Source organism: Paenibacillus sp. FSL L8-0470 (assembly GCF_038008625.1).
Classification (GTDB): Bacteria; Bacillota; Bacilli; order Paenibacillales; family Paenibacillaceae; genus Paenibacillus_AQ.
Map to the genome: position 1 here is coordinate 5412927 of NZ_JBBOZM010000001.1, position 20153 is coordinate 5433079.

At 42.2% G+C, this 20153-nt stretch carries 21 protein-coding genes and 2 pseudogenes; 6 read left to right on the forward strand and 17 right to left on the reverse strand.

Going from position 1 to position 20153, the window contains the following annotated elements; genetic code table 11:
- Positions 1 to 397: 397 nt before the first annotated feature.
- Positions 398 to 1207 carry a hypothetical protein gene (locus tag NST99_RS24765; protein ID WP_341095142.1) on the reverse strand — a complete coding sequence of 270 codons (810 nt, stop codon included), beginning with the start codon at positions 1205 to 1207 and terminating at the stop codon, positions 398 to 400.
- Between the two features lie 28 nt (positions 1208 to 1235).
- Positions 1236 to 1898 carry an HAD family hydrolase gene (locus NST99_RS24770; RefSeq protein WP_341095144.1) on the reverse strand — a complete coding sequence of 221 codons (663 nt, stop codon included), beginning with the start codon at positions 1896 to 1898 and terminating at the stop codon, positions 1236 to 1238.
- Positions 1899 to 2349: 451 nt separating this feature from the next.
- Here NST99_RS24770 and NST99_RS24775 point away from each other — a divergent pair, with 451 nt between their 5' ends.
- Positions 2350 to 2550 carry a hypothetical protein gene (locus NST99_RS24775; RefSeq protein WP_341095145.1) on the forward strand — a complete coding sequence of 67 codons (201 nt, stop codon included), beginning with the start codon at positions 2350 to 2352 and terminating at the stop codon, positions 2548 to 2550.
- 72 nt (positions 2551 to 2622) lie between these two features.
- Positions 2623 to 2868: a hypothetical protein gene (locus tag NST99_RS24780; RefSeq protein ID WP_341095147.1), complete on the forward strand. Its 246-nt coding sequence runs from the start codon at positions 2623 to 2625 to the stop codon at positions 2866 to 2868.
- Between the two features lie 518 nt (positions 2869 to 3386).
- Here NST99_RS24780 and NST99_RS24785 read toward each other — a convergent pair.
- The 7 genes from NST99_RS24785 to NST99_RS24810 all read right to left on the reverse strand — a co-directional run bounded on the left by NST99_RS24785 (position 3387) and on the right by NST99_RS24810 (position 8832).
- Positions 3387 to 4640 carry a macrolide family glycosyltransferase gene (locus NST99_RS24785; RefSeq protein ID WP_341095149.1) on the reverse strand — a complete coding sequence of 418 codons (1254 nt, stop codon included), beginning with the start codon at positions 4638 to 4640 and terminating at the stop codon, positions 3387 to 3389.
- A gap of 68 nt (positions 4641 to 4708) precedes the next feature.
- Complete coding sequence (locus NST99_RS24790) at positions 4709 to 6073, reverse strand: MFS transporter (protein ID WP_341095151.1); 1365 nt, start codon at positions 6071 to 6073, stop codon at positions 4709 to 4711.
- 236 nt (positions 6074 to 6309) lie between these two features.
- Complete coding sequence (locus NST99_RS24795; protein ID WP_341097746.1) at positions 6310 to 6456, reverse strand: hypothetical protein; 147 nt, start codon at positions 6454 to 6456, stop codon at positions 6310 to 6312.
- Positions 6457 to 6498: 42 nt separating this feature from the next.
- Complete coding sequence (locus NST99_RS24800) at positions 6499 to 6690, reverse strand: hypothetical protein (RefSeq protein ID WP_341095153.1); 192 nt, start codon at positions 6688 to 6690, stop codon at positions 6499 to 6501.
- A 23-nt stretch (positions 6691 to 6713) separates the two neighbouring features.
- A complete protein-coding gene (locus tag NST99_RS24805) occupies positions 6714 to 7073 on the reverse strand; it encodes a HesB/IscA family protein (RefSeq protein WP_341095155.1) in 360 nt (119 codons plus the stop codon).
- A 63-nt stretch (positions 7074 to 7136) separates the two neighbouring features.
- The gene (locus tag NST99_RS33785; protein ID WP_445744986.1) at positions 7137 to 7469 is read right to left on the reverse strand and encodes a winged helix-turn-helix transcriptional regulator; all 333 of its coding nucleotides are present in this window, start codon (positions 7467 to 7469) and stop codon (positions 7137 to 7139) included.
- 1 nt (position 7470) lies between these two features.
- Positions 7471 to 8832: an MFS transporter gene (locus NST99_RS24810; RefSeq protein ID WP_341095156.1), complete on the reverse strand. Its 1362-nt coding sequence runs from the start codon at positions 8830 to 8832 to the stop codon at positions 7471 to 7473.
- Between the two features lie 161 nt (positions 8833 to 8993).
- Here NST99_RS24810 and NST99_RS24815 point away from each other — a divergent pair, with 161 nt between their 5' ends.
- Positions 8994 to 9653: a helix-turn-helix transcriptional regulator gene (locus NST99_RS24815; protein ID WP_341095158.1), complete on the forward strand. Its 660-nt coding sequence runs from the start codon at positions 8994 to 8996 to the stop codon at positions 9651 to 9653.
- A gap of 168 nt (positions 9654 to 9821) precedes the next feature.
- Here NST99_RS24815 and NST99_RS24820 read toward each other — a convergent pair.
- From NST99_RS24820 to NST99_RS24840, 5 genes and pseudogenes are all read right to left on the reverse strand, one after another.
- A pseudogene (locus tag NST99_RS24820) lies at positions 9822 to 10063 on the reverse strand (DinB family protein); the annotation flags it as partial.
- Positions 10064 to 10599: 536 nt separating this feature from the next.
- Entirely contained in the window at positions 10600 to 10992 is a 393-nt protein-coding gene (locus tag NST99_RS24825) for a hypothetical protein (RefSeq protein ID WP_341095160.1), read from the reverse strand.
- A gap of 266 nt (positions 10993 to 11258) precedes the next feature.
- A pseudogene (locus tag NST99_RS24830) lies at positions 11259 to 12712 on the reverse strand (amidase family protein).
- A gap of 495 nt (positions 12713 to 13207) precedes the next feature.
- A complete protein-coding gene (locus NST99_RS24835; protein ID WP_341095162.1) occupies positions 13208 to 13636 on the reverse strand; it encodes a hypothetical protein in 429 nt (142 codons plus the stop codon).
- Positions 13637 to 13852: 216 nt separating this feature from the next.
- On the reverse strand, positions 13853 to 14701 hold the full coding sequence (locus NST99_RS24840) for a helix-turn-helix domain-containing protein (RefSeq protein WP_341095164.1): 849 nt from the start codon (positions 14699 to 14701) through the stop codon (positions 13853 to 13855).
- A gap of 113 nt (positions 14702 to 14814) precedes the next feature.
- On the opposite strand from NST99_RS24840, the gene NST99_RS24845 reads away from it, so the two are divergent.
- The 3 genes from NST99_RS24845 to NST99_RS24855 all read left to right on the forward strand — a co-directional run bounded on the left by NST99_RS24845 (position 14815) and on the right by NST99_RS24855 (position 17150).
- Positions 14815 to 15843 carry a C45 family peptidase gene (locus NST99_RS24845; protein ID WP_341095166.1) on the forward strand — a complete coding sequence of 343 codons (1029 nt, stop codon included), beginning with the start codon at positions 14815 to 14817 and terminating at the stop codon, positions 15841 to 15843.
- A gap of 388 nt (positions 15844 to 16231) precedes the next feature.
- On the forward strand, positions 16232 to 16750 hold the full coding sequence (locus tag NST99_RS24850; protein ID WP_341095168.1) for an IS110 family transposase: 519 nt from the start codon (positions 16232 to 16234) through the stop codon (positions 16748 to 16750).
- 4 nt (positions 16751 to 16754) lie between these two features.
- A complete protein-coding gene (locus tag NST99_RS24855) occupies positions 16755 to 17150 on the forward strand; it encodes an IS110 family transposase (RefSeq protein ID WP_341095170.1) in 396 nt (131 codons plus the stop codon).
- A gap of 233 nt (positions 17151 to 17383) precedes the next feature.
- Here NST99_RS24855 and NST99_RS24860 read toward each other — a convergent pair whose 3' ends face one another.
- The 3 genes from NST99_RS24860 to NST99_RS24870 all read right to left on the reverse strand — a co-directional run bounded on the left by NST99_RS24860 (position 17384) and on the right by NST99_RS24870 (position 20099).
- Positions 17384 to 17761 (reverse strand): hypothetical protein, encoded by a 378-nt coding sequence (locus NST99_RS24860; RefSeq protein ID WP_341095171.1) that lies wholly within the window; start codon positions 17759 to 17761, stop codon positions 17384 to 17386.
- Between the two features lie 329 nt (positions 17762 to 18090).
- The gene (locus tag NST99_RS24865; RefSeq protein WP_341095172.1) at positions 18091 to 18858 is read right to left on the reverse strand and encodes a nucleotidyltransferase domain-containing protein; all 768 of its coding nucleotides are present in this window, start codon (positions 18856 to 18858) and stop codon (positions 18091 to 18093) included.
- Between the two features lie 317 nt (positions 18859 to 19175).
- Entirely contained in the window at positions 19176 to 20099 is a 924-nt protein-coding gene (locus NST99_RS24870) for a ketopantoate reductase family protein (RefSeq protein WP_341095174.1), read from the reverse strand.
- Between the last annotated feature and the right edge of the window lie 54 nt (positions 20100 to 20153).

Genomic DNA, 20153 nt, shown 5'->3' on the forward strand with positions numbered 1-20153 from the left:
ATAAATTTTAAATTACGTTACATCTCTTACTTAAATTTGCATGAAAATACAAAAAAGTTCCTTCCTCCTTCCTCGTTATACGCAAATTGAAAGCGCTCTCTTATCTAAAAAGAGCTCTAGATGCAATGATCTAATGGTTCCCACAACATATTTGGCATACCACTAAATCAATGGTTATAAGGCCCGTTGTTTCCAACAACCCTCTAACCATTACAGAATATTACTTTGTTAGCCTAACCGTCAATGGTTTCAATAACACAATTTTAAATATTATTTCGAGCAATTTTGCGCTTGCTATGAATGATGTTTATTCCATGAGTAGTGTCTGAACAAAAAAAAGATCGCAGGCCCCTCATTACTTTATGAGAGCCATGCGATCCTTCCTTAAGATTATCGGTTATCCTTCCAACACACTTATATTTTTGAACTCACCCTTTTTGTCGACCTCAAAACGAACGTTATTATTCCTCTGATCCATTCCTTGAGAAACTCCCTTATCATGAACCTCTATAGTATGCACAGAGATACAATAGAGCCCTTCAGTAAGAACATGACTTTTTTCATAATCGTTTGCAATATCCTCTGCTTGAGGAACGTCTTTGTCTTGTTTATAGGTGTTAAAATCAAAATTAAAATTAATTACACCCCGATAACGGTTACCCTCTTTACTTAATGGATCAGACATGTCAGGCAGAGAATTTAGAGTATCTATTTTTTGAGTCCCTCTGAAAGTATCTATAAGTTCATCCGCCTGTTTTGTATTCAGATTAACATTAAGATAGTAATAGTAGTTCCCTTTCATTTTATCGTACTCACTTGCCGATTTCTTCATTAAATCATATTTATCAATCAGTTGTTCGGTTACTTTCATTACCTCTGGATGCTGTTCGATATAGGCACCTTTATATAATTCAAAAAATACATTATCACTTCTTTCCTCTGCAATTTTGTAAGTATCCCGTTCGAGCATAATATAAGCAGTCGCATGATAGGGTTTGCCGATTTCAATAGCTGTCTGATGATCAATACCTTCAAACCAATTATCATCCCATGTCAGAAATTCAAACGGCTCCTTGAAGCCATATCGCTCATCTAAATAATTTTTAACCGGTTTTTTCAGGTCCGCTTCTTCTACACTTCCACACCCGCTTAATGAAATTACAAAGATAACCATGGTTAAAACAAACAATAAATACTTTCTACACATCGTCAAAGTACTCCCATCCTTCTTACGGTTAAATATGCAGAATTTTAATAATATCAGGCAACGAATGAATCGACGTTACTCCAGGAGGTGTCTCTTTGTTTTCCCGATTTAAAAACAACGGTTGAATTCCAGCATTAGCAGCACCCGTGACATCACCGCTTAATGAATCGCCAATATGTATCACTTCGTCTGCACTCACCCCCGAAACCTCCAAGGCCAGTTCGAAAATTTCCTTGCGGGGCTTATAAGCTTTTGCCAGCTCGCTTGTAATCAGTCCATTTGGTTGTAACCCCATGTTGAACAATGCTGTTTCCACAAAAATAGTATCGCAATTCGTCACAATGTATATCGGCAACCGGTTGGCTGAGAGAAAAGCCTCGACATCTTTGTACACAGGAGGATTACTCCAATGTTCTGCAAGCCTGTCAGCAAGCTTTTTGGCATCCGCTGTGGAAGAATAATGCTGAATGGTTGTCTCAAACGCCTGGACAGCCAGTTCATACTGTGGCAGAAACGTCTCTCCAAATGAAGCTGCACGCAGCTCTGCAAAAGATCTCCACCAAAACCTGGCAGCTTCCATTTTGTCCTTTGCATTTCCAGTATTATAGACCTGGTCGATTACCTCCATCGTAATTTCACTGTTTTCATATACCAGCGTACCGTAAAAATCAAGAAAAATTGCTTTCGCCATGTCTTGTTCATCTCCAATGTTGTTTAATTACTTTACCTATATAGATTGAACTGAAAAGTTTAGAGTAAAGGTTTCAAGTCCAATCTATATCCCCCAGTCCTCCTGCAAATAATCCACTTTCAAATTATATCAAATTTAGCATATCACACCCTCCATTTGTTACCACAAATAAAAAATAAATCCCATTCTGAAGAGGAGTTTGATGAGCTTGCACGCTAGCTCAGTAACTTTCCTGACAGAACTACGTTGTAGGAATTTCATGCGGAACGCTACCGTCTCTGAACAAAATAAACACCAGCTAACTTCGTTTTACCTTCTGCACACTGTCCTACGCACTCATTTATTAGATACATATCGCTGAATGAATGTTCAGAAAATGATCAGAGGTTTGGGGTTTAATAAGAGAGTATTTTGATAATCTGGCCCTCTAGCCCCTCTAAAGGAGGATAAAATGGATCGAGAAAAAGTCATAGTTGAATTAGCCAAGCATTTGATTGAACAGTACCCCAAAAAAAATGATGTGAGGTTCCGCCGGGCTGCAGCTCTTAGCCGGATAGAAACCATCGTTGAAAGTGACCGTTCACCATTTGCCAAGGTGCGAGATATCAAGATTGTACTGGCAGCACTAAATAAAGTAGACGACATAACCTGATGTGCGCTATAAGCCATGGACCGGCGGCGAGGCTGAATGAACTTCGAATACAAAAGGAAGGGCACCAACATTATGAAATGGAATGAGTTAAATCCGGGGCTAACCGTGCAGATCGTAGAAGGTCATAATAGTGGGTTTGGCGTACGCTGCGGTGAAATTATATCCATCGGAACCTTCGAAGGCTACAGTAAGCGTATAGGTGCAATGATTGATATTGGAGAGCCGCTATTAATGGTAATAGAACCGGAAGCCTTAGAAGAAGCCTCAAAGGTTCTTATTGGCATCAGGATGGGAAAAGTTCGACTTATAATCGCCTGATCAGTCTTAACGGATAGGGCCTAAACCGAATTTAGCACCATCTACTTGACTCCCAATAAAAATATGAGTTAAAACTTTTTCAGCGTACTCTCTACGTTCAGCATTCAACTGAATCACCTCGCGCTTTATATTACCATAAATTAGGGCTTACCAATGATGAAGCTGGTTGGACGTAAGATCCCGTATAACAAGCGATGCTATGGAGCGACAAGAAGAACCGTAGGGGATGCCGGTGAATCTAAAATTAAAGGAAGAGAGCCTTTTTCCACACTTTGGTGCAATGAATTTTCATAGTAGTTTTCAAATGATGAAAAAAAATTAATCTTTTCACATATTTATCAACTGACTTTTGTAGCTTTAAGTTCTCTTCATCAAGGTTACTCATAACGAGCATTGCCCATCGTGTCGGTTTCATCAGAGTATAAGAACCCTGTGCCTTTTAATGTACATACAGGGTTCTTTCGTTTTTGACATGAGAGAACTTTACTCTAATTTAAAGTTCCTTATTGATTGGAAACTTATTTAGTAATCAACTTGGTATTGGAGATATTACCATGGACTGAAGCCATATGACTCATGATCATTTCGGCGGCCCGCTTATAACCGCCGGCCTGCCGTAAAGATTCACCGATGAGGCAAGCCTGCTGTTTATAAAATGGATTGCTTAGGACTTCTGATAATGCCTCTCTCATATCCGTTGCACTGAGCTTATGTTTATTTAAAGTGATACCCGCCCCTAACTCCTGTACCCGATTGGCTACAAGAGGCTGATCCGACGTTAGTGGAATCATTACCAACGGAACGTTGTAATAAAGCGCCTCACTCGTACTGTTCATTCCGGCATGTGTAATAAAAACATCCGTATGTTGTAGCATATCCAACTGTGCAATGTATGGCATGACGATAAAATTAGGAGGAATTCGATCAGCCAGCGGCTCCATATCCGTGTATCTTCCTGAAGATAGAACCACATTCACCGGCATATCCCCAAATGCTTCAAAGCAAAGCTGATAGAAATCCAAGTTTTTATTTAAAATAGTACCCATAGCAATGTACACAGTTTGCGGGTAACGTTCACGAAGCAGCTCGAACGAGAAGGTCTGAGCATCTTGACGCGGTATGATCGAAGGACCCGTGAAAATAAAACGATCATCCAGTTTTTCTGCCTGTGGCTGAAAATAACGACTTGTATACACAAGATTTAACCGACCTGCATGTGCCGGAATCTCTTCCATGACGGGAATACTCACTTGAAACTCTTGCGCTAACGCACGCGTTATCTTCATCGTAGCCTCATACAGTTCCTTCGTATTCGTATCCATCTCCTTCTCATTCATGCCTTCGCCAGCCCCCAACGGATCTACGAAAGCAAAGGAGGCAATCGAACACACCGCGGGAATTCCTAGTTTTTCTGCAAGAATAGTCCCTCCCCAGCCCATCAGTGAATCAAAGATCAAATAATCGAACTTTTGATTTTCGATCACTCGAAGCACCTCGGGTATAATCCTCCGAATGATACCGCCTACCATCATATAAATGAACTGATAAGGATGCTTGTACTCCTGCGGTTTCAACACTGGATCATGAGAAAAGGCATCTTGCGGAAATGGATAGGTAATCAACAGGGCTCCGGTTTGTTCAATTCGGGAACGATACTCCTCCGTGCACACATAGACAACTTCCTCTCCACTGTCAATCAACTGAGTAACTAATCCTAACGACGGATTCACATGGCCTTCAGCCGGAGTAATGACAACTAATACACGTGCCATTTTATCCACCTCCCAATGCAATTTCCCCCCGTTCTTCTTGATGTTTTTAACGACGCGACCGTCATCCGTTACATGGGAATGTTATCTTTCGACTGGCTGATCGGATGATGTTCTTGATGAACGAGTTCGGTGATTCGTAAAGATGCCAAGAAACTTAATAAGACCCATAGTAATTGGAGTGTTAACACCATCATAACTCCTGTCGATATGCCCCACTGTAAAGTTTCTGACAAGGCGATTAGAGCGCCGCCAACTCCGATGCTTACTCCCATATAGAAGGAATCCACGAATTGAAGATTCGCAGACATTTCTCCCTCTTTCCTAGGCGCCGCATGTTGTAAAGCAATGGCCGCAGTTGTAGGATTAGCCAATCCAACACCGAAGCCGGTAATCATTTGCGAGAGCAGAATGAGTATAATTCCACCGTCCGACAACATAAGGGCTAGGATCACAAGTACAGTCCCAGCGATCATAATCCCGATACCTACCATAACTCTGCGCTTTCGGCCACGACCTTGATCTCGTACATCAAGCTTGGCTTGCAACCACGCTGCGGCGGACCAGCTCAAAGAACCTGCTGCTACAATGAGGCCTGCAAGGTCTGCCGATAACCTCTTTACTTCGGTTAGTGCCAAGATCACAAAACTCTCCGTTGTAAAATAACAAGCCACATACAACCCTCTGGAAACCAATGTAGCAGGCAATCCTTTTTTCACCACAAAAGTGCCCTTAGGAAGAAGTTTTCGCATTTGTGGGATCATGACGAATAAGCCACCCAAAGTGAGTACTATTCCTTTCCAATCGGTTATCATACCGAGTCCTGTGAGTAACAGCCCCGTTCCAATGGCAAGTAGAATCGCATGAAGAGTCTTCGAGTCAGCTGTTTGGGCTGGGCCTGTCAGTACTTGCCGAAGCTGCAGATCACGGAAAGAGCGGAATGTGAGACTCAATGCCAATCCAATCAGGGGTAAAACAATCCAGAAAACAAATCGCCATGACATATAGGAGGCAATAAGGCCTGCCAGGTAAGGCCCGATTAAGGAAGGCAGGACAAATGCCATGGAGAATGCCGCTAAAATTTGAGTACGAAGAGCATCCGAATAATGCAACGTTACACAGGTATAAACACATGTGATCAGGGCTCCCGCCCCAAAACCTTGAAGGGCTCTTCCTGCAATAAGCATGTGCATATCTAAAGAAACAGCCGCAACCACGGTTCCTAGCACAAAAATACTAAACGACACGAGCATGGATGTAAAAACGCCGCGCTTGTCAACCTGCTGACCCATAACCAGGGTTCCAATAAGCTGAGATAACAAAAATGCGCTGAAAATCCAACCGTATAAATGAATACCCTGCAAGCTTTGTGTCATTTTCGCGGCAATTGTCGTAATAGCCAGCCCCTCGAAAGCTACGGTTGTCAGAACCAGCATAATACCAATCGTCAACGCCCTGTGCTGCCTATCAAAAATTCCAATCTGATTGTTGTTTGTCTCCTACACCTCCATAATAGATGATTTTTATGGTAAAATTCACCTTTTTATGATCTAAATATACAATAATCACCCTACTTTGTAAATAAAAATGTTTAATAAGTAGAAGTGACGAAAATGGTTTTTCAACTAACAAGAAAAACCGCCAAAGGCGGCTTGAAAGTAGTCCACAGAAGTTATTCTCCCAAAATAATGACTTCTGTCTCCAAATCAATATTAAATGTCTCATATACTCTTTGTTTGATTAAATGGATTAACTCCAAATAATCCTCGGCGGTTGCACGATCTGCATTAATGATAAAATGAGTTCGTAAAGAAATGATTGCGTCATCGCTGAAATGAGATGCTCTTTCTTTATTTTATGCTCAATAGGAGATTGTGTTTGAAAATATGCCATTTTCATTACAATCAATTTGAAGAAGTTCATCCTGTAAAATCCAAGCATCTGAGCCTCCACCCGCATATTTTGCATAAATCCTTACATATTGGGCCTCTTCCAAACCCCATTCATCCTTATAAGAATCAATAGCTTTTTCAGATACTTCAAATGGTATCATTCCTCTTCTCTCCTTCCTGCAGTTTAATCACATTTTTTAACTTCGCCCCGATAGTTGGCCATTCTAAAACTGGCCCCACATCCACATGAAACTTTTGCATTAGGGTTATTCATGGTGAACCCGCCTAACATTCCGCTTTCTTCATAGTCAATTTCAAGACCATCAATATATGGAATACTCTTCGTGTGAACTAATATACTGAATTTATCTTTATTGAATACTATATCCTCCTCTGTTTGCTGCTCGTCCAAGACAAGGGTATAAGATAATCCACTGCATCCCCCTTCTTCAACGCCTACTCTAAGAAAAGAATGTCGGGTATTTGCGCTTAATAAGATTTTGGCGATTTTCTCGGATGCTTTATCACTGACCTCAATGTTCATCTTCATTCCTCCTATAAAAGCTTAATAATTTCTTCAGGACTGGTATATGCACACTTCATTCATTTAGTTTTTGGTACCCCAGTCCATTAAACAGGGTATGAATGTAGCGAGAGCAGCTCCTTTTGGTGTAAGTTCATAGATGGATTGTGTAGGGCGTTTCAGACTTGTTCTTTTAACCAAATTATGATGTTGAAGATCCTTTAAACGTTTGGAGAGGATCATTTCCGAAATGGAAGGAATACTCTGGGAAATTTCGCCAAATTTCTTCGGACCGTAAGAAAGAGTGAATAATATATGGATAGTCCATTTAGTCCCGATGATGCGATAAGCTATAAAAAGTTTCTCCGTATCTTCAGTGGACAATGACCGGTACACCCTCTTTCTTAGGATCAGCATTCTAGATGGATTGTTGTGAGATCCGAGTGCTCGCAATTATACTCATGACGATCAACAAGAGATGGAAACCCATGGCTACAATTAAGCCGGATTGCAGTGACATTCCGCCAGCCTGACAAACTACAAGGATGGAACCACCAATCCCGATAACTACACCGGGTGTAAAAGAATCCGCAAATTGCAGATTTGCCGAGGTTTGGCCCACGCCTCCTTCCCCCGTTTGGGAAAATGCTACAACACCGCTAATCGGATGTGCCAATCCAATACCGACTCCTGCGATGATCTGACCAATAACTGCAACGGTAACGGTCACAACAGGTACCCAAAATACGATGGCAATCCCTATGGCAAGCAGCAATACCCCAAGAATAATTCTCATATGACGTCCACGGCCCTGATCTGCCGCATCCCACCGTCCTTGCAGATACGCAATTATACACCAACTTAATGCAGCACTCGCTACGATTAATCCGGCCTGAGAAGGTGTAATTCCTTTCACATCGATTAAAGCCAATACCAAGAAATTCTGTGTGCTGGTATAGGCAGCGAAGAACAACCCACGTGTTGCCAGAATCGCTGGCATACCTCTTCGCAACGTAAGCGTTCCCTTCGGTAGCAATTTACGGAGCGGAAATATCATAAATGCGAGGCCAATCATGACGAATACAAATCCCATAATGCTCGGAAGCATACTTAGACCAACCAAGAAAATGCCTGTACCCATCGTTAAGAGTAACGCCATCCAAGTGGATGAAGGTCCGCTATCCCCTCCCGTATTCTGCACTTTCAATTTCCTAAAAGCAGGTAAACTAAGCAATGCTGAAACAACCAGCACAGGTAAGATCCCCCAGAAAACAAACCGCCAGGACCACTGATCTGCTATAAGACCTGCTACATATGGACCGAGCATGGACGGAAGAACATAGGCTGTACCAAATGCTCCAAGTATTTTGGCACGTAACTCATCCGGGTAACTTAAGGATATTGCCGTATACACACAAGTCATCATAGCTCCGGCACCCAAACCCTGCAGGGCACGTGATCCTATCATGTTATACATATCGCCTGCTATTGCGGCAGCGATCAGCCCTACGATAAACAACAGAAGTGCAAAAGTGAACGGTGCTGCAGGTCCTCTTTTATCTATGATCCGACCGACGACCAGCGTTCCGATAATCTGCGCAAGCAGATAGGTACTGAATATCCACCCGAACAGGCTAAGACCGTTCAAGTCTCCAGCAATCGAAGGAGCAATGGTGGTTACGGATAGTCCTTCGAATCCAACGGCCATCACTGACAAAATAATCCCTATGGATAGTGCAAAATAACGTGGGCTGAAAATACTTTGATGATTAGACGACATGTGACCTCCAAGAAAATTGGTATGTATACATCGTATCCGGATACTTAGTAAACATTTATGTTTATAATGTCTAAGCTACAGTTCGGCTTTGACTTTGTCAACATTTTTGTTTAAAATGTAGTGAGTGATGTAGATTAAGTTGCTTCAAAAGGAGGTGCACCATGAGCCGAAATCAAATCAAAAAGGATGTCTCCACCAGTACTCGAAGAGCGATCATTGATCTGTTAAAGGAGCGAGGGGGAATGGATGTTGTGGCACTCTCCTCTCAATTTTCGTTGTCTGGAATGGCTATTCGTCAACATTTGAATGCGCTGAAAGAAGAAGGGTTGGTTACGAATGTGGAAGAGGCCCGTCCCATGGGTCGACCCACCAAGCTATGGATATTAACTCCCGCGGCTAATCGTTTTTTCCCAAGCGGATATTCGGATTTATCCGTCAGCCTCATCAATTCGATGAAAGAAGCTTTTGGTAATGAAGGGCTGGACAAGCTGCTGGAAGTTCGAAATAAAAATATGCAAGAACAATATCTTCAGCATCTTGGCGATGCATCAGACGTTCGAGAGAAACTGGAGAAACTGGCCGAGATACGAACAAATGAAGGTTATATGGCGGAGGTTAAGGCGCAGGATGATGGCAGTCTCCTATTCATTGAGAAGCATTGTCCGATCTGTGAAGCTGCTGCTGTATGTACCGGGTTGTGCAAGAATGAGTTACATTTATTTAAAACGGTTCTAGGAAATAATGTTCATATTGAACGGGGGGAGTACATTTTAGCGGGAGGAAGAAACTGCATATACACCGTTAGGCAAGATAAGCCGTGACAAAAAGAGCAACCTCAATGGAGATTGCTCTTTTGTTTACTTCACATCCTTAGATACGAGCCTCCCGTCTTGTCCTCTCTTCCTTTCAGCCTATGAACGAACGGGGTGGGCAGAGCATGCCATAAAAGCCGCGTTGTCTGTTCAGCTTCCGTCCCGTCTTCGGGACGACTAACTCAAGTACCGATTTCGAATGACCCCCATGTGATGAAGTTCGTGTCCCGCGCTGGCGTACGCGAGGGCGCGAGCCGTAATGCTTACGTTGTTGGCTGTGCCCTTGCGGGACCACGCCTCCGCCGGCAACCCGCGCAGCAGCGTGATTGTCGATTGCCGTACGGCCCGGTAGTCTTCGGCCAATTGCGCTGGTCGAAACCGGGCAGAGGCGTCTGGTCCCCCAGGCGGTAGGTCATAACGCCCCATCCGTTAGTCTGACTCCAACGACCACGGTGCAAATGGTCTATAAGTTGTTCAATTTTTCCCCTGCTAATAACGTCAATTAACACCATGTCACTGGACCAAAAATACGAACCGTTCATGCATTCACCCTGTATTACAATCGTTACAATCCCATGAACCTTCTTTCCATATTTCAGCTTCAATCCATACATGACGCTTCGAATAGTCCATGCCCATCTCCTCCAATTAGCTTACAGCTAACGTCTCCTGTATTTACTAATCTATCTTTTTAAGAAGTTTCGAAAGTCCAAAAATAAAAAGCAAAGTTATTCCTGCAAAGATTGGCATTGATGAAGCAAATAACAAAACTACAATTACGAAGAGCAAAACTCTAATTACCTTAATTGCAAGTATCATACGAAAACTCCTATTAGGTTTGTTCCAAATATATTTCTTCAATAATTCCGAAGTATCCTGCCTGTTAGATAAATAATGACTATGGTTACGTTCAACAAACTTGGGGGAAGTCTGGAAAACTATCGAAGTGGCATTATCAATCAGGGAAAAAAATTTCGCCGTCGTTGCTGCTAACATCAAAAAACCCTACCTTGTGTTTTATAGCCAAATTCCGCATCGTAGTATATGCTTCCTTAGCTACGGAATAAGCGAAAGCCGCATAGATGACGGCGGAGCCCAGCGAGTACTCGGTTAACCGGTTTTCAGTTCCGGCTTCCTCCATAGCTTCAAAAATTTCATCATCTACATTCATATTGGGGAAATCCTCCGATAGCTTACTATACAAGTGCTGCAACGACTCTGAGCAGACAAAAGGATCATTATATTCATGATCTTCCGACCATTGCACTTGCTGCTCAAACCAATCCATAAACTCCTTCCTTTCCCTCGGTGCCCTGGACGGCTCGAAAACCATCAAATCATAGCTCATTTGAAGTCCTCCTAGATAGATTTCACTTCTATTATGGTGCTGAACGCTTACCCCGCATCTTCTAGCTTTCACCACATTTTCCTGGAATTATATGCCCGATTCGCAGAACAAATGTAGCGAAATCTGTCATTAGTACATTTCAAATTTCGGCGGAGTGATATGGTAATCCTCTATTTTTTAATAGAAGATCATACCGTTCACCCTGCTAAACTGCTCTCTAGTTAAATCGCTCTCATCTAATGGGAAGTTGCCTATATAGTTTCCCTTTAGTTGAATATAGGTTTTTTGCGATGTTTTGTTATTTGTTCAAAAGAATAAGCTATGCGAATTAAGGCCGGTTCAGTAAATGCTTTTCCGGCAAAAGTAATGCCAAATGGTCTGCCGTTTGCTCCATACCCCGCGGGGATAGCAATAGATGGATAACCAGCTTCGGCACATATATCCGCTCCAATATAAGCTGGAAACATTATCGCATCTAACTGATAACTATTTATCGCATAATCAATTCCTTCGTTCTGGGCTAGATATAAATCCATAATAGATTCCATGATATAATCCTTATTTTTCAAGGGATTGGTTAACCCCTCCCGGAATTCTAATATATCTTGACCGTATTTCAGGGCTGCATCTGCATACTTTTCATTCCAATTGATGAGTTCGGACAATGAATGAACCGGCATATGTGCCGGGAGACGCTGCAAATAATTCTCCACTCCATGATTAAATTCTAAGTTCATCTTGTTCCAATGCCATGGACCATGAAACGAAGGAATGTCGATATTTTCTACTACTTCGGCTCCTGCTTTTATCATTTCGGAGACTGCTTGGTGAAATAGCTCCTGATTATGTTCACCAGATTCACGCAGGTAATCTGGTACTTCACAAAAGACCCCAATTCTCGCTCCCTGTAGTCCATTCTTGTCCAAGAATGGTGTGTAATCCGGTATAACATGGTCATTACGCCAGGTTGCTGGGTCGTGCTCATCCCTCCCAGCTAATGCGTTAAGTAGAACTACCGCATCTGAAACCGTCCTTGCCATCGGCCCTGCTGTGTCTTGTGAATAAGAAAAAGGAATAAGTCCTGAGCGGCTAATTAAGCCTACGGTCGGTTTGATGCCGACAATAGACATCTGTATGGATGGACTCAGAATTGAAGCGGAGGTTTCTGTGCCTATCGCCGCTGCTGCAAAACTCATGGCCACCGCAGCTGCAGATCCCGTACTGGATCCGCCTACGAAAAAGTCACCATAGGGTGCGCGACCTGCCCCCCCTTTGAACTATAACCTGCCCACATTGTCGAGGAAATACCGTTGGCCCATTCTGTCATATTCGTCTTGCCCAAAATGATGGCTCCCGATTCTCTTAATCGGCGAATCAGGAAAGCGTCGCTCGTACTTACATGCTGTGCCAGTGCTAAAGCTCCCGCACTGGTCCGCATCATGTCTCCGGTTTCGATATTATCCTTAACGAGAACCGGTATGCCATGAAAAGGTCCTCTACTCCCATTCCGCTGACGTTCTATATCAAGTGCTTCTGCGATGAAAATGGCATCGGGGTTAATTTCCATGATGGAATTTATGTGAGGGCCATCCTGATCATATTTTGCGATACGTGATAAGTAGCAAAACACTATTTCTTTTGAAGTAAATTCACCTTGTTTGTTTATTGCATTCAATAATACCACGATGGATAGACAATATGACCAGGATAAAACAAGCATAATTAAACTATCCTCCCGCTAGCTTAAACCATCTAGGTTTGCTTCTAAAGGGAGGTTTAATCTGCCAGCATGTTTGAGCTAGTGTTTCTCGTTTGTTTAATCTTCTACCGAAGGATGGAATATTTATCAAACTTAGTACATCATCTTAAACCTTCCCTTGCTTCCTCAAACGGTTTCTTCTCATCTACGAATTTTCTTAATTCAGTCGTATTCATTTCAATCGCTCCTTTGGTACACGAATCAGTCTTTATTTCGCCAAGGTATTCTCGCTATCCTGCCCGATATCTTAATGACAAAAAGCAGCCGATCGTCTTGGCCGGCTGCCATCGCTCTTTATTCAGCAATCGTTTCTCGTTAGTTCCACGACTTCACACTCTTTATGATTCCGTTCACCGTAATGTATCTAAGCACAATATTATTTTGACCACAAGGTTTGCATCTCAATATAAACATAAGCCCACTCCTTTGGCGGAAGCGGCCTTTAAAACAGAATCTTTAATTATCTTCAGTTTTCACCCAGGTCAAATCGGACTCCCCCTCATTTTTATGTGCAATGATGGGGAAGTTAGATTTAACCTCTCCTATGCGTTCTATTATCAGGTTATAAGGCGTGAGTCTCTGATGCCAGTCGCTTTCCTGTATTGCCGAGAGGGAATTAGACAGATAATCATTAATGACTTTTGTTAATCTTTCTTCAGTTAATGTGGAGTCATAGCCTATTCCAATTTTGAACACATTCTCTTTTTGGTCAGCTGCATAACCCACTAACGTTACGCCTTGTTCATCATTCAATTGGTTAGAATGCTGGGCTAAGCTTTTACTTATTTCCGAAAAGTCATTGTTCTTATTCGAGCCAAAACAACCAGTCAAAGATACAATGATAAGTGTAACTATAACAAATATTGCCCACTTTTTATTTTTCATTGCTATTCCCTCCCTTTCTCCAACATGTATTCTTATAGACCAAATAAACACAAAATAGTTGCATTATCCTGCCCGTTAGTTGAACCAAGGTGGCTGATTATGTTACTAAAGTACTGCTTTCCCATACCCAGTTTCCGGGGCTAATGCCAAAAACACAATCCAATGCCTTGCCAGTCTTTTCACTTCTCCCTAGTCTGAGCGGTTTTATCATGATCTTTATCCCTCTTCAACCGGAATATAAATTTTTACTTCTACCTTTTTTGCATCCTCCCCTATATACCGCCCACCATAATACTCAAAATCAAAACCGCCCGACAACGTAACATTGTGCTTTACCAACCATGTTCCGTAAATATAACGATACGTAAAGGGCAATGCTTCTAGTTCCCCTTTGTGCCAGAAAACCTGGTATTTTCCTGGCCGAATTTGAAGCGTTACTTGATCTTCTGCTGCCTTAGTTAAATCGTGTTTTACCGCTGCGGTGTACGTAAAGGCAGCCTTCCCCTCCATAGAAAAAGGGTATTGAATCAATCCATATTTAGGGGTGCTGAAATCAAGACATACCTGATACAACCGATTCCAGCATTCATATATGCTTCCCACCGAGCTATCAGCTGACTGATAACCACGAATTTCAAGCCCATTCAGTCGTACTTGTTCTACATTCTCGGGTTCCAGTTGTTGAAGATGTTTCAAATAGTCTTCCCTTATTTCCTCTTTAAATAGATTGGGCGGTATAAACAGAGATTTCTGCTTCCACTGGTGCGGATTAACGGAAAACCGTGCTTTAAACGCCCTACTGAAGGCCTCATGAGATTCGAACCCGAACTGGTAAGAAACATCCACTACTCGAAACTGTCCCTCGCGGAGGAGTTTCCCAGCCTCTGTCAACTTGCGGCCCATCATATATTGCCCGATCGTCTGTGAGGTTACCTGATGGAATAGTCTTTGGAAATGGTAGTTGGAGTATCCAACATGCTTCGCGATATCTGCGACTCTTACTTTTTGGGTAAGATGGTTTTCAATATACCGCACAGCTGACATAATCGCATCGATGTACTCCATAACGATTCCTCCATGTGACTTGCCTATTTCCTATATCATAGCATTATTTATCAAGAAAATAGGTTTCTCTCCTTATATGATCAAGACATAAAAACAAAGAGGAGTGTTATAAAATGTATCACCCGCGTCTGCAAGGAAATCATTATGAGTTGGGAAATCATTATGGAAACCTATTATATAAGAAAGGAGTCCAATTCGATGGGTTCTTCAAGCTTGAAGAGGAGCAGCTTCGATATGGACTTGAGTCGGAGGCGATCTGTAAAGCCGTATACCCTGAAATTACTGAAGAAATTCGCGGTATGGCTGACGGCTTGCGAATTTCATATGACACATTTGCCGCTTTTTTACTTAATCTCGGGGTCTTTGGTGAGTCCTACGGATGTACCTGCTTCTGTTTCCAAGTGGGAGAGGAGATAATCTTTGCCCGTAATCATGACATGTTTACGCAGTTTAAAAGTACCACGGAGAGTTGCTTGTACCGACCAACGTCCGGGTACACGTTCATTGGTCAAGGCGACGCCCTCATCGGAAAAGAAGACGGGGTGAACGAACATGGGCTTGCTGTAGGAATGACCTTCGTCGCTTCCGGAAAGACCAAGCCGGGGTTAAATTTCCTTATGATTGTACGTTATCTATTAGAGAAAGCACGAAATGTTCAAGAAGCTATTCACCTTCTACAGGAGCTACCGTTGAGCACGGCACAGAACATCATCCTTGCCGATCGAAGCGGGGATATGGCTGTAGTAGAATGTTGCGCGCAAAGCATTGTTACTCGTAGGCCCAAACCTGGCCAGTGTTTTATCATTGCTACAAATCAATTTATAGATACTCGCATGATAGCTCTGGATGAACGCCCTGAACCAAACTGGTATTCGACCCAAACGCGATATCATACCGTTCAACATTCACTGACAGAACAATTGGCTCAAGCTCAAGATCCATTGCAACTTGCGCAGGATATCCTATCCGGCAAATGCGGATTTGTTTGTCAGTACGGCAAGGAGCTTCAATTTGATACCCTCTGGTCTTTTGTCATCAAACTGAGTGATCTGACTATTTTCCGAGCGGAAGGAAACCCAAAAAAAACAAAGTACCATGAAGATACACGCTTACGCTGGGCTCTACGCCATAAGATTATTTAAGGTTATTTAGATTAAGTATGCATTCTGTTGTGACGCTTGGGTTTTTGTCCATTTATGGTACGATTCCCCCGTAATTAATCTTCAGCTGCCCGTTAGCCAACCATGCAGCGCAAAATCAGCGCTGCACCACAGAGAATGAAAATTTTAGCTCGGTATTTTATACTGGAAGTACGGCTGGGAGAGGAAGGTCGATGAACTATGGTGCGATTAGAGCCCATCCGTTAGTCTGACTCCAACGACCACGGTGCACCACTGAATGTTGCTCCCGCTGGGAAGAACTCATAGTAGATTAATCCTATTCTGGTTGTTGCACCAGTCTCCAATCATGATGCCGTAGAAAGGTTGAATGGCGTGGATGTAAACTAAAACTGTATTTCTTCTTAAGTTAGTGGACTGGATTAAGGAGCACAGCTGTACTCATGTCGCCATGGAAAGCACAGGTGTTTATTGGAAACCTATTGTAAATTTAATTGAGGCTGAAGAGATCGAATTTCTGGTTGTTAATGCCCAGCATATGAAAGCTGTGCCTGGTCGCAAAACCGATGTTAAAGACGCAGAATGGATTTGCCAACTCCTTCGCCACGGACTGATTAAAGCCAGTTTCATTCCAGACCGTAATCAACGTGAGTTAAGAGAGCTTGTTCGTTATCGTCGGAGTATCATCGAAGAACGAGCCAGACAGCATAATCGAATCCAAAAAGTATTAGAGGGAGCTAATATTAAGCTTGGTTCCGTTGTCTCAGATATTATGGGAGTTTCCTCTAAAAGCATGCTTTATGCGATTGCTGAAGGTATAGATGATCCTGAGCAACTGGCCAACATGGCCCTTCGAACACTAAAACGAAAAAAAGACGAACTTGAACTTGCCCTCCATAACTCACATCGACTTTCTAACTCAACAAATTGATATGTTGGATCAAGAAGTTGCACAGCGAGTAAATCCTTACCAAGAAGATATCGAACGATTAGACTCAATTCCAGGCATATCAACACGAATGGCCGAACAAATCCTGGCTGAAATCGGTACAGATATTAAAAACCAGTTTCCAAGCGCAGCTCATATGTGTTCCTGGGCAGGACTTGTTCCTGGCCATAACGAAAGTGCGTCCAAAAGGAATTTGGCTAAAACCAAAAAGGGCAACAAATATTTAAGATCAGGCTTAACCGAAGCTGCTCATTCCGTAAAAGGATCTAAGAATTACCTTGGCGCACTGTATAGGCGTACAGCAGCACGGAAAGGAAGGAAAAGCAGGAATAGTAGTCGCCCATGCCATGTTGAGAATCTCCTATTACCTTCTAACTCGTAAATGAAATGTATTTTGATCTAGGGGAAGACTACTTCGATAAGCAAAGGGAACAATCCATTGTGCGACATGCTTTACGCAGACTTAAAGGACTAGGCTACTCCACTACCATCACTAAACCAGAACGCTCTTGATCTATATAAAGCTGCAATAAAAGGCTACCAGGCGATTTCATAGTAGTTCAATCAATTTTTACTCAAGTAAGCCATCTTAATAAACGATAAAAACCAATAATTTTAGAAAATAAAAATTAAAATGTATATTAATCCGACTGCTAATTTAATAAGTGAAATAACGTATTCTTTTGAGCCTTTCAAATACCTCCATTCGATAAACGCATGTTGTCCCATGGCAACTATAAATAATATTAACCAGAACCACTTAAGTGAGTTGATATTCGTTGTATCCAAAACGAAGAAGAAAATACAAAAACTAATGACAGCAAGTATTCCTTTTACCCACCTATTGATATTCTTTCCAATAGTATCCGAGATCTTATTTAAATCTACTACAATGAAATACTTCTTTATAGTTAGATCTATTAAGGCTAAAAGTATCACTAATAATGACATTGATAAACTCGTGGATTGTATATTTGAAATTGAATACGTCATGAATACCCCCTTTTAGTATGGTTAATAACCATTACTCTAGAGCTTTTTAAGACATGACAATTATACCATTAATTAGGACGTTAAAAATAAATCAATGTTGCGCTATACTGCCCGTTACTTCAATGAAAACAGCAGGCTACCGTAGCACCTGCTCATTAATGTATATAACTAAAGTTCCCAGTTAGCTCAATAGTCTTATGTTTTTAATTAGAGTTGCTGCTTATAGTTGTGAGGCTTGCCGAACACCTAATGCAGGGACGTCCCGACGGGCTTAGGGGGCTGGATGTAGTCACTCGCTTCTCAGAGTGACCCGGAGCGTCAATATGGTGTTAGCCAAAGGAAGTTCTGGAAGCAGCCACTGCATTTAAGGCGTTCTCAAAATAGCTACATACTTCATCTGCAATTCCCAGAAACTCTTCAACAAGTACATTACTATCCAAGCAACAAGCATACAGATAATCAACTAAAGCGGAGTCAATCTCACAATAGTTTAATATGGCATTCTTCATCTTAATAATGTCATCTTGCCATACACCTGTATCTTCTAAAACCAAAGAGTATAATGCACGAATTAATCTCTTAGAGTAACCTTTAATATATCTAGTTTTCATTGTGTTATCACTAGCATTAGAAAGTAAACTATGTATACGATCTACTTCCTCCCTGGTCTCTGTATTTAAGTCTAAAATGAACTCTGGAGAAATAATTATCGGTGGTACCTTTTCACCAACGTCATGACCATATATGCAAACACAAATTATCTTTACCCAAAAACCCCACTCATTTGGTTTACTTAATACATCGTCAATCGAGCAAATTATCGTATCAATCTTAGTTACTACTGGATATTCTTCCAAAAGCCTGTCTTTAATATTTGACAATCTTTCGTAATCAATATCTCTGGGATTTACACATACAATAGTAAAGTCTGCATCTGACTTAAAAGGTTTAGCAGTTCCTTTTGGAATCGAGCCACACATATAAATGCTATGAATCTTACCTTTAAATTCGGTAAGTATATTATCTATATACTTATCAACAAAATCCTTATATTCACTTTGTATTACAATTCTATTTATAACTTTTTCTAATATCATATAGACTCCTCCTAAACTAAGAACTTCTTTCGGCTAACGTCTATTTTGCGAACCTCGTAAATTCGTCATGACTTAAGTTATTCGCGAAATCATTCAACTATCCTGCCCTTTAGTGTAAGGCCGCCGATTATGCACGGCAGCCTTGTCTTGGTGTGTTTATTGAACTATCGTATCCCGTTAGTTCAATCGTGTTTTTAGGGGCTGACTTCGAATCGGCATACTTAGTTATTTTCTTTGAGCATCACGAATTTTTTCTAATTTACTTCTTGTATCTATTCGATTCCTACTCCAATAGCGGGGGCAGCAAATCGCAGCAACTACGATTGGATAATCCGCTCCCCCTCCAAAGCATCCCAGTTCGGCGTAGGCACATCCGACCTGGTCCTCAACTCGGCGAATGTGTAATTCAACGCATTAAGCTCCACATCCGTCCCATCAATCAACCGACTAATCGGGAGCAAGAAAAAAAGCTTTAGGGCCCAGCGAACTAAGCGTGGATACCGGATAATCCAAGATGCTTGACCCACCGGGGTCAGCGGGTAACCCAATGAATCCAGTACGTGAAAGCCCTCCCCCATCGCCGCCACCAACTGACGCAATCTCTTGTCGTCACGAACAACCTGTTTCATTTGGAAGCCATGGAACAGAATGACCATGTTCATTGGCACGACTAACACCATGTGATTTTTTAGCCAGTCATCGATCTGATCATGATAGTTGAGCTTGTACTTGGTTCGCTTGAATGCCTGCTCCAGCAGGGAGCGGAACGGAATGGGGCTGTTCAATCCCCCGATGATCATCTGCCCATGGCCGCCACGGATGCAAATGACTTGCCCATCGGCACGAATACCAGCGGTAGTCTGGAATCCAAATGCGACCTGCTTGGGTGACCGCCCAGCCTTCAAATAGTCCTGCATAGCATAAGTATCCATATTGTTGCCAACCAGTATAATATTGCGGCTATCGTTGTTCGAGAGGATCGGCAGCACAGCCCCAAAGTCCGAATATTTCATCATGACGAAGATCAAGTCATACAAGTCACCCGGCTCAAGTGTACGAATCACACGAACCGGATCGAAGGTTGTCTTGCGCTGAAAGTAATGCCGGATGACCACTCCCTTCTCTTCCAGTTCCTCCGCTCGCTTTCCTCTTGCCAACACGGTCACATCATGACCGCCCCGAACTAGGACGTGCGCTAAATAGCTTCCCTGCACACCTGCTCCGTACACAAGTATGTTCAATATAGTCCCCTCCCCATGCAATTAACAGATGTTGAATATATAACACCTGTGTAC

Coding starts and splice junctions, on each gene's coding strand:
- NST99_RS24775 (WP_341095145.1), top strand. CDS start 2,350: ATGGATCGAGAAAAAGTCATAGTTGAATTAGCCAAGCATTTGATTGAA.
- NST99_RS24780 (WP_341095147.1), top strand. CDS start 2,623: ATGAAATGGAATGAGTTAAATCCGGGGCTAACCGTGCAGATCGTAGAA.
- NST99_RS24765 (WP_341095142.1), bottom strand. CDS start 1,207: ATGTGTAGAAAGTATTTATTGTTTGTTTTAACCATGGTTATCTTTGTA.
- NST99_RS24800 (WP_341095153.1), bottom strand. CDS start 6,690: ATGATACCATTTGAAGTATCTGAAAAAGCTATTGATTCTTATAAGGAT.
- NST99_RS24815 (WP_341095158.1), top strand. CDS start 8,994: ATGAGCCGAAATCAAATCAAAAAGGATGTCTCCACCAGTACTCGAAGA.
- NST99_RS24805 (WP_341095155.1), bottom strand. CDS start 7,073: ATGAACATTGAGGTCAGTGATAAAGCATCCGAGAAAATCGCCAAAATC.
- NST99_RS24860 (WP_341095171.1), bottom strand. CDS start 17,761: ATGACGTATTCAATTTCAAATATACAATCCACGAGTTTATCAATGTCA.
- NST99_RS24835 (WP_341095162.1), bottom strand. CDS start 13,636: ATGAAAAATAAAAAGTGGGCAATATTTGTTATAGTTACACTTATCATT.
- NST99_RS33785 (WP_445744986.1), bottom strand. CDS start 7,469: ATGCTGATCCTAAGAAAGAGGGTGTACCGGTCATTGTCCACTGAAGAT.
- NST99_RS24785 (WP_341095149.1), bottom strand. CDS start 4,640: ATGGCACGTGTATTAGTTGTCATTACTCCGGCTGAAGGCCATGTGAAT.
- NST99_RS24790 (WP_341095151.1), bottom strand. CDS start 6,073: ATGCTGGTTCTGACAACCGTAGCTTTCGAGGGGCTGGCTATTACGACA.
- NST99_RS24865 (WP_341095172.1), bottom strand. CDS start 18,858: ATGATATTAGAAAAAGTTATAAATAGAATTGTAATACAAAGTGAATAT.
- NST99_RS24770 (WP_341095144.1), bottom strand. CDS start 1,898: ATGGCGAAAGCAATTTTTCTTGATTTTTACGGTACGCTGGTATATGAA.
- NST99_RS24810 (WP_341095156.1), bottom strand. CDS start 8,832: ATGTCGTCTAATCATCAAAGTATTTTCAGCCCACGTTATTTTGCACTA.
- NST99_RS24840 (WP_341095164.1), bottom strand. CDS start 14,701: ATGGAGTACATCGATGCGATTATGTCAGCTGTGCGGTATATTGAAAAC.
- NST99_RS24825 (WP_341095160.1), bottom strand. CDS start 10,992: ATGAGCTATGATTTGATGGTTTTCGAGCCGTCCAGGGCACCGAGGGAA.
- NST99_RS24845 (WP_341095166.1), top strand. CDS start 14,815: ATGTATCACCCGCGTCTGCAAGGAAATCATTATGAGTTGGGAAATCAT.